Annotated in this window: 8 protein-coding genes; 4 read left to right on the top strand and 4 right to left on the bottom strand. The window is 69.4% G+C overall.

Features of this window, described 5'->3' with window-relative positions; translation table 11 throughout:
- The first annotated feature begins 48 nt into the window (after positions 1-48).
- The 3 genes from ACIPC1_RS08770 to ACIPC1_RS08780 all read left to right on the top strand — a co-directional run bounded on the left by ACIPC1_RS08770 (position 49) and on the right by ACIPC1_RS08780 (position 4,830).
- A complete protein-coding gene (locus tag ACIPC1_RS08770; protein WP_402514561.1) occupies positions 49-741 on the top strand; it encodes a DUF402 domain-containing protein in 693 nt (230 codons plus the stop codon).
- A gap of 334 nt (positions 742-1,075) precedes the next feature.
- On the top strand, positions 1,076-3,214 hold the full coding sequence (locus ACIPC1_RS08775) for a SpoIIE family protein phosphatase (RefSeq protein WP_402514563.1): 2,139 nt from the start codon (positions 1,076-1,078) through the stop codon (positions 3,212-3,214).
- 152 nt (positions 3,215-3,366) lie between these two features.
- A complete protein-coding gene (locus ACIPC1_RS08780) occupies positions 3,367-4,830 on the top strand; it encodes a catalase (RefSeq protein WP_402514566.1) in 1,464 nt (487 codons plus the stop codon).
- A 50-nt stretch (positions 4,831-4,880) separates the two neighbouring features.
- Here the strand turns inward: ACIPC1_RS08780 and ACIPC1_RS08785 are convergent, their stop codons facing one another.
- Positions 4,881-7,175, bottom strand: coding sequence for a transglycosylase domain-containing protein (locus ACIPC1_RS08785; protein ID WP_402514568.1), 2,295 nt, complete (start codon positions 7,173-7,175; stop codon positions 4,881-4,883).
- A 321-nt stretch (positions 7,176-7,496) separates the two neighbouring features.
- On the opposite strand from ACIPC1_RS08785, the gene ACIPC1_RS08790 reads away from it, so the two are divergent.
- A complete protein-coding gene (locus ACIPC1_RS08790; protein ID WP_402514571.1) occupies positions 7,497-8,384 on the top strand; it encodes a calcium-binding protein in 888 nt (295 codons plus the stop codon).
- Positions 8,385-8,496: 112 nt separating this feature from the next.
- Here the strand turns inward: ACIPC1_RS08790 and ACIPC1_RS08795 are convergent, their stop codons facing one another.
- From ACIPC1_RS08795 to ACIPC1_RS08805, 3 genes are all read right to left on the bottom strand, one after another.
- Positions 8,497-9,030: an alkyl hydroperoxide reductase gene (locus ACIPC1_RS08795; protein ID WP_402514573.1), complete on the bottom strand. Its 534-nt coding sequence runs from the start codon at positions 9,028-9,030 to the stop codon at positions 8,497-8,499.
- 177 nt (positions 9,031-9,207) lie between these two features.
- Positions 9,208-11,553, bottom strand: a complete 2,346-nt coding sequence (locus tag ACIPC1_RS08800; protein WP_402514576.1) for an ABC transporter permease — start codon at positions 11,551-11,553, stop codon at positions 9,208-9,210.
- Positions 11,550-12,248, bottom strand: a complete 699-nt coding sequence (locus tag ACIPC1_RS08805; protein ID WP_402514578.1) for an ABC transporter ATP-binding protein — start codon at positions 12,246-12,248, stop codon at positions 11,550-11,552. Before ACIPC1_RS08805 ends, ACIPC1_RS08800 begins: the two co-directional genes overlap by 4 nt.
- Between the last annotated feature and the right edge of the window lie 40 nt (positions 12,249-12,288).

Genomic DNA, 12,288 nt, shown 5'->3' on the forward strand with positions numbered 1-12,288 from the left:
ATGACGCACTCCACAGCGTCGTATGCCCCGGGCACCTAATATCTGGTCATGACAGACGGTGGAGCGGTGAGAGAAGTGGAAACGGGCGGCTCGACGGCGCACTGGGCCCCCGGGAGTCAGATCCTGTGGCGGTACCGGGAGAACGCCGGCGAGCGCTTCCACATCTGCCGCCCGGTGACCGTCGTACAGGACGACGACGAACTGCTGGCCGTGTGGATGGCACCCGGCACCGAGTGTGTGCGGCCGGTGCTGGCCGACGGCACGCCCGTGCACGGAGAACCGCTCGAGTCCCGCTACACGAAGCCGCGCACGGTGCGGCTCGACCGCTGGTTCGGCACGGGGGTGCTCAAACTGGCGCGGCCCGGCGAGCCCTGGTCGGTGTGGCTTTTCTGGGAGCCTGGATGGCGTTTCAAGAACTGGTACGTGAACCTTGAGGCGCCGATGGCCCGTTGGGAGGGCGGTGTCGACTCGGAGGACCACTTCCTGGACATCGCCGTGCATCCGGACCGGAGTTGGCGCTGGCTGGACGAGGACGAGTTCGCGCAGGCTCAGCGGGCCGGTCTGATGGACGCCCAACTGGCCGGAAGGGTAAGGGAAGCGGGGTGGGCCGCGGTGGAGGTGATCCGCTCCTGGGGTTCGCCGTTCCGCGACGGCTGGCAGCACTGGCGGCCCGATCCGGCATGGCCGGTTCCCGCCCTCCCCGATGACTGGGACCGTACGCCCGCGCATGTGTCCTCATGAGACCCTTGATGCGCCCCCGTGGTACAACCGTAGGATCGTCTTCCGCAAGGGCGCACGGCAGGAACAACTCCCGCAGTATGGGGCGGGCTTGACCATACGTCACCGAGGGGCGGCAAGACGTGAGCGAGGGGTACGAGGGCCACGGCCGTACGGCGGGCGGGTGGCCGCAGCGGCCGGACCGGGCCGCGACGGTGTCCGGCGGAGCCGCAACTGCGCTCCGGCCGGTAACGGACCAGCCCGGTCCTGACGACGCGCAGATTCCGTTCCCGGGGCACACATTCCGGGTATCGGGGCTGCGGGACGAACTGTGCGCACGGCGCGCAGCCCCGGACGGATGGATTCGACACGCGTGACGGAGCACCCCACCTCGCACGAGCGCCGCAAGCCCGGCGCCGGCCGGCCAGCCGCCCCCGCGGACCCACGCGGGGCGCTCCTGCATACCCCGGAGCAGCCGTCGCAGGTCTCAGGAAGCACAGGGTTACCGGTACAGGCACGCTCGGGCGACGCCTCGTCCGGACCGGGTACGGCGGTGCCCTTCCCGCCGGGGCCGTCCGCCGCTCAGGCCTCGGCCGGCACCGACACGCCTTCGTCGGCATCCCCCGGCCCTGAGCACGCCCAGTCCTCGGCCGCCGTGCCCGATCCGCACCGCCCGCGCCCCGCTCCCGACAGCGTTCCGGCCCAGCAGGGCGCCGATCAGGAGCAGCCGTCGGCGAGCTCCGGCGGCACGGACCGGCGTACCGGACAGAGCCTGCCGCCGGGTGGCCCGATGCCGATGCGGCGGGACGGGGACCGGCTGCGCTTCGTGGGCGCCGCGACCCGCAGGATCGCCCGGGGCATCGACCTCGACGAGATCGTGATGGGTCTGTGCCGGGCGACCGTGCCGACCTTCTCGGACGAGATCCTGGTCTATCTGCGCGACCCGCTGCCGGTCGGTGACGAGCGGCCCACCGGGCCCCTCGTGCTGCGGCTGCGGCGCACCGACCGGATCCCCTCGGAGCGGGCGGCGGAGAACGCCCTGCCGCCCGCGTTCCAGCCGGAGCCCGTCGAGCTGCCGCCGGTCTCCGCCGAGCTGTGCGAGGTGCGCCCCGGTGGCGCCCTCGCCGAGGTGCTGCGCGGTGTACGGCCCGTGTTCGCCGACGCGCCCGCGGCCCGTGCCGCGCTGCCCGAGCTGCTCGGCGACGAGCTGTCCGTGCCGTGCGGGCAGCGCGCGATCCTGGCCCCGCTGCGCGGCCGCCGCCGGGTGATCGGCGCCGCGCTGTTCCTGCGCCGTCCGGAGCGGTTCGCCTTCGAGACCGATGACCTGCTGGTCGCCGCCCAGTTGGCCACGCACACCGCGCTCGGGATCGACAAGGCGGTGCTGTACGGGCGCGAGGCGTACATCGCCGACGAGCTGCAACGCACGATGCTGCCCGAGACGCTGCCCAGGCCCACGGGTGTGCGGCTGGCGTCCCGCTATCTTCCGGCCGCCGAGACCGCGCGCGTCGGCGGCGACTGGTACGACGCGATCCCGCTGCCGGGCAGCCGTGTCGCCCTCGTCGTCGGTGACGTCATGGGCCACTCGATGACCTCGGCCGCCATCATGGGCCAGCTGCGGACGACCGCGCAGACACTCGCCGGGCTCGATCTGCCGCCGCAGGAGGTGCTGCACCACCTGGACGAGCAGGCGCAACGCCTGGGCACCGACCGGATGGCGACCTGCCTGTACGCCGTCTACGACCCGGTCTCGCACCGGATCACGATCGCCAACGCGGGTCATCCTCCGCCCATCCTGCTGCACCTGGGCGGCCGGGCCGAGGTGCTGCGCATACCGCCGGGCGCCCCCATCGGTGTGGGCGGGGTGGACTTCGAGGCGGTCGAGCTGGACGCGCCCGCCGGGGCGACGCTGCTGCTGTACACCGACGGCCTGGTCGAGTCCCGTCTCAGAGACGTGTGGACCGGGATAGAGCAGCTGCGTGAGCGGCTGGCCGCGACCGCGGCGCTGACCGGGCCGGACCATCCGCCGCCGCTGGAAGCGCTCTGCGACGACGTGCTCGACATGCTCGGCCCGGGCGACCGGGACGACGACATCGCGCTGCTCGCCGCCCGCTTCGACGGGATCGCACCGAGCGATGTCGCGTACTGGTACCTGGAGCCGGAGGACGCGGCCCCGGGGCGGGCCCGGAAGCTCGCCCGGCGGGCGCTGGCCCGCTGGGGCATGGAGGAGATGAGCGACTCCGTGGAGCTGCTCGTCAGCGAGCTCGTGACCAACGCCGTGCGCTATGCGTCACGGCCGGTGACGCTGCGGCTGCTGCGTACGGACGTCCTGCGCTGCGAGGTCGGTGACGACGTGCCGCAGCTTCCGCGGCTGCGGCAGGCGCGCGCCACGGACGAGGGCGGACGCGGGCTGATCCTGGTCAACAAACTGGCCAGGCGGTGGGGCGCCACGCGGCTGAGCACGGGAAAGGTCGTCTGGTTCGAGTTGAACCGGAGCTGAGGGGGTACCCGCGCGGGGCCCTCCTCAGCAGCCATCCAGATGCGAACCGGAATTGGACCCAGTCCAAATGTTGCCGACATCCCGTCGGCGGAGTTGACTGCTGTGGTGGACGAAGCGACCTAACAACCCTCTTCTTTGACGGGAGGACGCTCGTGACTCAGGCACCCCAGAAGGCTCCGTACACCACGAACAACGTCGGAATTCCGGTGGAGAGCGACGAACACTCGCTCACCGTGGGTCCTGACGGCCCGATCCTGCTCCAGGACCACTACCTCATCGAGAAGATGGCCCAGTTCAACCGGGAGCGGGTCCCCGAGCGTGTGGTGCACGCCAAGGGCAGTGGCGCGTACGGATTCTTCGAAGTCACCAATGACGTCAGCCAGTTCACCAAGGCCGACCTCTTCCAGCCGGGCAAGCGCACCGACATGCTGGCGCGGTTCTCCACCGTCGCCGGCGAGATGGGCTCGCCCGACACCTGGCGTGACCCCCGCGGTTTCGCGCTCAAGTTCTACACCGAGCACGGCAATTACGACCTGGTGGGCAACAACACCCCGGTCTTCTTCGTCCGTGACACGATCAAGTTCCAGGACTTCATCCGCTCGCAGAAGCGGCACCCGGCCACCGGGCTGCGCAGCAACGACATGCAGTGGGACTTCTGGACCCTCTCCCCCGAGTCGGCACACCAGGTGACCTGGCTGATGGGCGACCGCGGCATCCCGAAGACGTTCCGCCACATGAACGGCTACAGCTCCCACACCTACATGTGGATCAACGGCGCCGGTGAGCGGTTCTGGGTGAAGTACCACTTCAAGACCGACCAGGGCATCGAGTTCCTCACCCAGGCCGAGGCGGACGAGCTCGCCGGTCACGACGCGGACAAGCACCGCCGTGACCTGTACGAGTCGATCGAGGCCGGGAACGCGCCGAGCTGGTCCCTGAAGGTCCAGATCATGCCGTTCGAGGACGCGGCGGACTACCGCTTCAACCCCTTCGACCTGACCAAGGTCTGGCCCCAGGGGGACTACCCGCTGATCGACGTCGGCCGGATGACCCTCAACGAGAACCCGGACGACCACTTCATCCACATCGAGCAGGCCGCGTTCGAGCCGTCGAACCTGGTGCCGGGCATCGGCCCCTCGCCGGACAAGATGCTGCTCGGCCGGCTCTTCTCGTACCCGGACACCCACCGGTACCGGATCGGCCCGAACTACAACCAGCTGCCACCCAACCGGCCGCGCTCCCCGGTGAACTCGTACGCCAAGGACGGCCCGATGCGCTACGAGGCGTCCAACGCGGCGATGCCGTACGCGCCCAACTCCTACGGCGGCCCCGCGGCCGACTACGGGCGCTTCGGTGACCCCGCGAGCTGGCAGACCGCCGGCGAGCTGGTCCGCGAGGCGTACGCGCTGCACCGCGAGGACGACGACTGGGGCCAGGCGGGCACGATGGTCCGCCAGGTGCTGGACGACGCGGCCCGCGACCGGCTGGTGTCCAACATCAGCGGCCACCTGAAGGCCGCCGTCTCGCGTCCCGTCCTCGACCGCGCCGTCCAGTACTGGCGCAACGTCGACAAGGAGATCGGCGACCGGATCGCGAACAACGTCAACGGAGGCTGAGTACGAGCGTGGGGGCGCCCGGTGTATCACCGGGCGCCCCCACGCCGTGCTTACGGGCTGTTCGGATCGGCCGGATCCTCCGGTATCCCGATGGTCGATGGCGCCGACGGGGTGGTCGGAGCCCCGGTCGTCGGCGCGGTCGTCGTGGGCTCCTCCGACGGGGTCACCGGAGCGCTGCTGGTGGTCGTCGGCGGCTCGGTCGTCGGTTTCTCCGTGGTCGGCTCCGTCGAGGGCGTGCTGGACGGCGTCTGCGTGACGGTGGGCGTTGGGGTGGGCTTCACCGCCGCGCCCTGCGTGGTGTCCAGGTCGAACTTGGTGACCTTGCCCATCGCGCCGAAGGTGAAGTCCGCCCAGATCTCCGCCGGGAAGCCACCGCCGTTGACACGGCCACCGCCCGCGGCGCCGCTCAGGGAGACCTGCTTGCTCGCTTCCTTGCTGCCGGGCGCGCCCTCACCGAACAGGCCGACCGAGGTGACCAGGTTCGGCGTGTAGCCGGTGAACCAGGCCGACTTGTTGTCGTCGGAGGTGCCCGTCTTGCCCGCGACCTGCTGGCCCTTGCGGTTGTCCGCCTGGGCCACCGAAACCCGGGCCGTACCGTCGTCGACCACACCCGTCAGCACCGAGGTGACGGTGTCGGCGGCTTCCACGCTGATGACCTGCTCGCCGATCGGGTCGGCGAACTTGACCGTACGGTCCTTGTGCTCCGCCGACGCCACGATGGCCGGGGTGACCTTCCTGCCGTGGTTGTCGAGGGTGGCGTACATGCCCGCCATCTCCAGCGGGCTGGCGCCCATGGTGCCCAGCGTCTGCGCGGGCACCGCCTGCACTCCCTTGGTGTCCATGCCGAGGTCGGCCGCGACCTTCAGCACGTTGTCCATGCCGACGTCGACGCCCATCTGCGCGAAGACGGAGTTGATGGACTTGTTCATCGCGGTCTGGACGGTGACGTCGCCGTAGTCCTGGTCGTCCTCGTTCGGCGGCGAGAAGGCGATGGCGCTGCCCTTCACCGGGCGGCCGCTCGTACCGTCGTAGATCGTGTTCGCCGTGATCGGCTTGTCGTCCTGCGTCTTGGCGTTCTGGTCCAGCGCGGCCGCGAGGATCACCGGCTTGAAGGTGGACGCGGGCTGGTAGTCGGAGCGGGTCGCGTTGTTGATGTAGTGCTTGAAGTAGTCCGTGCCGCCGTACATCGCGAGGACCTTGCCGGTCTTCGGGTCGACGGAGACGGCGCCGGCCTGGACGTCCGCGTCGACGTCCCGCTTCTTGGCGTCCAGGTTGCTGGTCAGCTTCGCCTTGACGGCGTCCTCCAGCTGGCCCTGCTTCTTCTTGTCGATGTTGAGCTTGATGGTCCAGCCGCCCGCGTCGACCAGCGCCTTCGCGTCGTCCAGGTCGGCGGCGGTGCCGTCGGTGACGAGTTGCTGCGCCAGCGCGTTGTTGGCCGCGTCCCAGAGGTAGCCGACCTGGCCCTCCATTCCGGGCGCGCCCTGGGGGTCCTTGGGCACCGGGAACTTCATGGCCTCGCGCTCGGCCGAGTCCAGCCAGCCCTGCTCGACCATGTTGTCCAGGGTGTAGTTCCAGCGGGCCGTGACCAGCTCCTTGCCGGTTTCCGTGGCGACCGCCCAGTCGTACTGGCTCGGCGCCTGGAGGAGCGAGGCGAGATACGCGCCCTGCGCGACGGTGAGGTCACTCGCGTCGACGCGGTAGTACGCCTGCGCCGCGGCCTGGATGCCGTACGAGTTACGACCGTAGTAGCTGGTGTTGATGTACCCCGCGAGGATGTCGTCCTTGGACTGCTGCTGGTCCACCTTCAGGGAGATGACCATTTCCTTCAGCTTGCGCGTGACGGTCTGGTCCTGGGTGAGGTAGTAGTTCTTGACGTACTGCTGGGTGATCGTCGAGCCACCTTGCAGGCCCTTGCCCGACAGGGTGTTGATCAGACCGCGGGCCGTGCCCTTCAGGTCGATGCCCGAGTCGGTGTAGAAGGACTTGTTCTCGGCGGCGACGAAGGTCTTCTGGACGCCCTTGGGCACCTTGGCCAGGTCCACGACCTCGCGGTTGACCTTGCCGGTGCGCGTGAGGGTCGTGCCGTCGCTGTACTGGTAGATGTTGCTCTGCAACTCCGCGGCCGCGTTGCCCTTGGGCACGTCGACGATCATGTAGAGCACGATGAAGGCGCCCATGCCGAGCAGGCAGAAGCCGAAGAACGTGCCGAGGATCGTCTTCCAGTTCAGGAACCGGCGTATGCCACTGCGGCGGCCGGCCTTGTCCTTGCCCCTGGCCGAGCGCTTGGGCGCCGCGCGGCGGTGGCCCTGCGCCTGCCGCGCTCGTCTCTCATCCGCTCGTCCCATGGGTCGATCCGCTCCGCTTCACTCTCGTGTGGCACACAGGTTCGTATCTCGGGTCAGCTCAGCAAACTAACACCGCGCGATATGACAAAGGGCCGCCGATCCCGTCTTTTACGGACGTGAGAATCAGCACGCGGCACACTCCAGCCCCACTGGAACCGACGAGCGAGAGGGATGGAAGGTTGCAGAGCGGGACAACGTGTTGTCCCTCAGCCGGCGCGAAGCGGGGAGAACCGGGCGAGTGGGCGTACAACCAAGTGCCGCCCAGGCGGGTCACACACATTGCGTCAAGAAAGCATACGTCCGCAAAAAGGAGGCTTTGCCATGTCCCCTTATCTCGTCAATCGGCCGATGTTACGAGTCGCGTCGGCGCTGACGCTGGCTCTCGGTGGAGGGCTGGCCGCTCCACTGGCGCTCGCCGGGACCGCCGGGGCCGCGACATCGTCGGCCACCGCCGAGGTCATCGACGGGTCAGTCGTGTACACGGCCGCCGACGGCCAGGTGAACAAGGTGACCATCACCGCGGCCCATCTCAACGGCCTCGGGAGCATCGCCTACGTCATCCAGGACGTCGTGCCGATCGACTTCGGCGACAACTGCTCGTATCGCGGCCCCGGCATTACCGAATGCGAGGTCCCGATCTCGGACAGCCAGGATCCGTACGCCACCCTGAAGGTGGATCTCGGCGAGGGAAACGACACCGTCGCCTATACCAACATGACCGAGCAGGACTACAACTTCGCGTCGATCGACCTCGGTACCGGAAACGACACGTTGACCGAAGCCAGTGGCGTCAACGGCAACTACGTCGACGGCGGTGCCGGCAACGACACCCTCGCCGTCGGGGAGGCCTCGGTCGCGATGGGCGGTGACGGCAACGACACAATCCACGCGGGCGACGGGACCCTCGCGCTGGGCAACAAGGGCAACGACACGATCTACTCCACCGGTTTCGTCGACGGTGGCGCGGGCAACGACGTGATCAGCGGGGGTGCGGGAGGTCAGAGCCTGTACGGCGGCGACGGCGCCGACAAGATCTCCGGCGGGACCGGGAACGACCACCTGTACGGCGGGAAGGGCAACGACACCCTGTACGGCAACAGCGGCAAGGACACCCTCTACGGAAACAGTGGCAACGACAAGCTGTACGGCGGCCCCGGCACGGACACGCTCTCCGGCGGCCCGGGCACGGACACCCTCCGTCAGAATTGACCTCGGTTCGGCCGGGGAACAGCCCGTTTCACTTGCGTGGTTCCCCACATCCCGGCGCGGACGGGCCGGGGTGGGCCCGCGCTGAACATGTCCGCCCGCGCACCACGTGCGACTACTCCGCGAGAACCGCCTCGGCGTCCAGCGTCGTACCCACGGCCTGGACGACCGACGCGATCTTGAACGCCTCCTGGATCGTCTCGCGGTCCGCCCCGGCCCTGCGGAGCGCCTGCTCGTGGGAGTCGAGGCACGCACCGCAGCCGTTGATGGCGGAGACGGCGACCGACCACAGCTCGAAGTCGACCCTCTCGACTCCCGGGTCGCCGATCACGTTCATCCGCAGACCGGCGCGCAACTTCCCGTACTCCGGGTCGGAGAGCAGGTGGCGCGTGCGGTGGAAGACGTTGCTCAGCGCCATGACGGCGGCAGCCGACTTGGCGGCGGTGTACGCCTCCGCGGACAGGTTCGCCCTGGCCTCGGGCGCCAACTCCCGCAGTACACGAGGGGAACGGGAAGCGATGGCGCACGCCAGCACCGTCCCCCACAGCTGCTGCTGGGTGAGGGCGGAGTTGTCGATGACCAGGTCGAGGTTGAGGCGCAGGTCCTTCGCGTAGTCCGGTACGGCGGACTTCAGTTCATCGAGTGACATGACCGCATGAAGCTCCGTTGCAGCGAAGGAACGCCCCTCTTCGGGGGCGGTTCCCATGGGCTGGACGAGGCCGATGCTGCCACAGACTGCTGCCCGGGGCGCTGCGGCCATGGCCCGTGCGCGTCCGAGCGGGCCTGTACGGGCCCCGCTCGGACGCGCACGGACCCGCTCCGTGCCCTACTCCGTCCGCAACCCTTCCGGCCGCATCAGCCGCAGCAGCGGTGGCAGGCTGAGCAGCGTCACCAGGACCACGACTCCCGCGCCGATGCCGGTCATCGACAGGACGCTCGCCCAGTCCACCCGTACCGGAGTGGTCGACATCTTCAGCAGGACCGTTCCCAGGGTCAGGCCCACCGCCGAGGCCAGGGCCAGGCCGAGGGCGATCGGGATCGCGGTCTGCCAGAGCACCGACAGGCTCAGCGTGCGGCGCCGGGTGCCGAAGGCGACCAGGACCGACAACAGCTTCTTGCGTTCGCGCAGTTGCTCGAGTTGGGAGACCAGCAGGCTCGCGCCGATGAGGAAGAGGACGCAGGTGGCGCCGACGAACAGGCCGGTGCGGATGGAGGTGTACTGCTCGGACTGGTCGCTGGACGACCACAGGAAGGGGTTGGAGAACCGGCTGATGCTCGTCGCCGTGTTCCGTACGTACTCGTTCACGTCCGGCACCGACTCGTCGACGCTGAGATAGATCTGCCCGTAGACGGCCGGCGCGGCCTTCGCCGGCAGGGCGCTCGGCGTGAACAGGAACCCGCCGCGGTACGAACCGGTCTGGTCCTCGACCGCCTTGGCCTGCTTCAGGTCCTGCGGCACGGTCCAGGCGACCTCCTGGGACCGCGGGAGGTCCGTGAACGACGGGTCGATGTAGAGCGTCTTGCCCGGCTTGGCCAGCTCTTCCGTGTCGGTGTCGTAGTCGGCGCCCTTGACGGCGAAGACGTCGCCGTCATGGCACGAGGGCAGAGTCGCCACCTCGCGCAGGGAAGCGCAGTCGGCGACCGTGATCCCGTTGGAGAACTCGGGGTCCTTCCTGAGGTCGCCGAGGTAGCCCTCGGAGGACGCCGAGACCCTCGTGACGCCCTTGGTCCGCTCGAACTTCTCGGCGGCCGGGTCGAGCGGGACCCCGTTCGGCACGGACACCTGAAACTGTGCCCGCGTCAGATCGTTCTTGGAAGCCTCGACGTAGTCGCTCTCGACGCCGGCGAACAGCATCTGCAGGGCGATCGCCCCGGCCACCGCCACCGCAATACCGTTGACCATGCGAGCCGCCGCACCGCTGCTCAACTGGAGCCTGCGGACGGCAAGTTGCCAGGCGACGCCACCGGAGCCGAGCCGCGCGACGACGGCCTCGACGATCCACGGCAGCAGCGCGGTGACGCCGACGAGCAGCAGGATGACGCCGCCGATCACGAGGTACTGGTTGAAGTCCCCGTTCTCCCGGCCCTGCCCGATCATCGGGTAGAGCATCGCGAGCCCGCCCAGCGGCAGCAGCAGCCGCCACCACAGCCGGCGCCGCGCCGGCCGTGCCGAGCGCACCACACCGAGCGGCTCGATGACCACACCGCGCAGCGCGAGCAGGGTGACCAGCACCGCCGCCGCCGGGACCGCGAGAGCGACCAGCGCGGCCAGGGCGGGCGAGGGGTTCAGATAGCTGGGGAACACGCTGACGTCCAGGACCTCGACGGAGCCCGCGATCTCACGGCCGATCAGGAAGAAGACCGTGCCGAAGCCGAGCCCGACCACGGCGCCCGCGAGCGCCTCACCGGCGGCGATCCGCCGGGTCATCCGGCTGTCGGAGCCGACCAGCCGCAGCGCGGCAAGCCTGCGGTCGCGCCGCTCACCGCCGAACCGTACGGCTGCGGCGATGAAGACACCGACCGGCGTCAGCAGCACCACGAACATGACGAGGACCATCAGGATCAGTACGGGATCCATCGCGTCGGACGTCCGCTGCGGCTCCCCGAACCGGTCGATGCGGGTCACCCGGCCGCTGCCGTCGATCTGCGGTGCCAGCCCCTCTCCGCCCATGTAGAAGGCGAGTTCGGCCGAACCGATGAGACCGGGCTCGGCGATGGTGGCGACGGTGCGCATCGGCAACCGCTCCCGCAGCAGCTTCCCGCTGTCCGACTTCAGCAGTTCGTCGAGCGCCGGGGAGACCACCATCTCGCCGGGCGCCGGGAACTTCTCCACGCCCGGTGGGAGCGGCGCCCCGGGTCCCTCGGGCTCCAACTCCCGCCCTCGGACGTTCTTTTTGCGAAAGGTGGTGCCGACGTTCGCGACAATCAGCGTGTTGTCGGCCTTCGGCTTCCGTACGTCGCTGAACGTGATGTCCGTACGCGCGCTCTCGCGGTCGTGCCGGGCGGTCAGCGCGCTCGGTATCGCGGCGGTGAGCAGCAGCAGCGCCACTCCAAGTCCGACGCCGACGGCCGTCAGCAGGACCCGGCCCCACCCCTCGCGTCCGCCGGTGAAGGCGAACCTGGTCCCCATGGCCAGGTCTCTGGCCCACTGACGGGCCCACCGTGCCTTCATACGGCCCGCTCCATGTCCCGGGACTTTCCGTCTCGTACGACGATCTCGCGGTCGGAGTACGCCGCCACCCGTGCCTCGTGCGTGACGAGCACGATGGCCGCGTTGGTGGACCGGGCGGCCTCCGTGAGCAGTTCCATCACGCGCTCGCCGTTGAGCGAGTCGAGCGCGCCGGTCGGCTCGTCGGCGAACAGCACACGGGGGTCGGTGACCAGTGAACGGGCCACCGCCACGCGCTGCCCCTGGCCGCCGGAGACCTCGCCGGGCCGCTTGCCCCTGAGGTCGTCGACCTCCAGCTGCTCCATCCGCGCCAGGGCGGCGCGCTCGGCCTCCTTGCGGCCGGTGCCGTTGAGCCGCAGGGGCAGCGCGACGTTCTCGACGCAGGTCAGCTCAGGTACGAGCTGTCCGAACTGGAAGACGAACCCGAACTCGGTGCGTCGCAGAGCACTGCGCTGCGTGTCGTTCATCGTCGCCATCTCGCGGCCGTTGTACATGATCGATCCCGAGTCGGGCGTCACGATTCCGGCGAGGCAGTGCAGCAGCGTGGACTTGCCGGAGCCGGAGGGCCCCATCACCGCGACGACCTCGCCGGGGTGGATGGAGAACTCGGCGCCGTCCAGCGCGGCCGTCGTTCCGTACGTCTTACGAAGGTCCGCCGCGGTCAGCAGGGAACCGGGAGGTGCAGTCGGCTGGCTCATCGCGCTCATCGAAGTCGTAGGGGTGGTCGGGGTGGTCGGG

The sequence above is a fragment of the Streptomyces sp. NPDC087263 genome, from assembly GCF_044744645.1.
In the GTDB taxonomy this organism is placed as follows: Bacteria; Actinomycetota; Actinomycetes; order Streptomycetales; family Streptomycetaceae; genus Streptomyces.

What these genes read in the sequence shown, in the direction of transcription:
- ACIPC1_RS08770 (WP_402514561.1), top strand. Translation starts at nt 49, where the DNA reads ATGACAGACGGTGGAGCGGTGAGAGAAGTGGAAACGGGCGGCTCGACG.
- ACIPC1_RS08775 (WP_402514563.1), top strand. Translation starts at nt 1,076, where the DNA reads ATGGATTCGACACGCGTGACGGAGCACCCCACCTCGCACGAGCGCCGC.
- ACIPC1_RS08785 (WP_402514568.1), bottom strand. Translation starts at nt 7,175, where the DNA reads ATGGGACGAGCGGATGAGAGACGAGCGCGGCAGGCGCAGGGCCACCGC.
- ACIPC1_RS08790 (WP_402514571.1), top strand. Translation starts at nt 7,497, where the DNA reads ATGTCCCCTTATCTCGTCAATCGGCCGATGTTACGAGTCGCGTCGGCG.
- ACIPC1_RS08795 (WP_402514573.1), bottom strand. Translation starts at nt 9,030, where the DNA reads ATGTCACTCGATGAACTGAAGTCCGCCGTACCGGACTACGCGAAGGAC.
- ACIPC1_RS08800 (WP_402514576.1), bottom strand. Translation starts at nt 11,553, where the DNA reads ATGAAGGCACGGTGGGCCCGTCAGTGGGCCAGAGACCTGGCCATGGGG.
- ACIPC1_RS08805 (WP_402514578.1), bottom strand. Translation starts at nt 12,248, where the DNA reads ATGAGCCAGCCGACTGCACCTCCCGGTTCCCTGCTGACCGCGGCGGAC.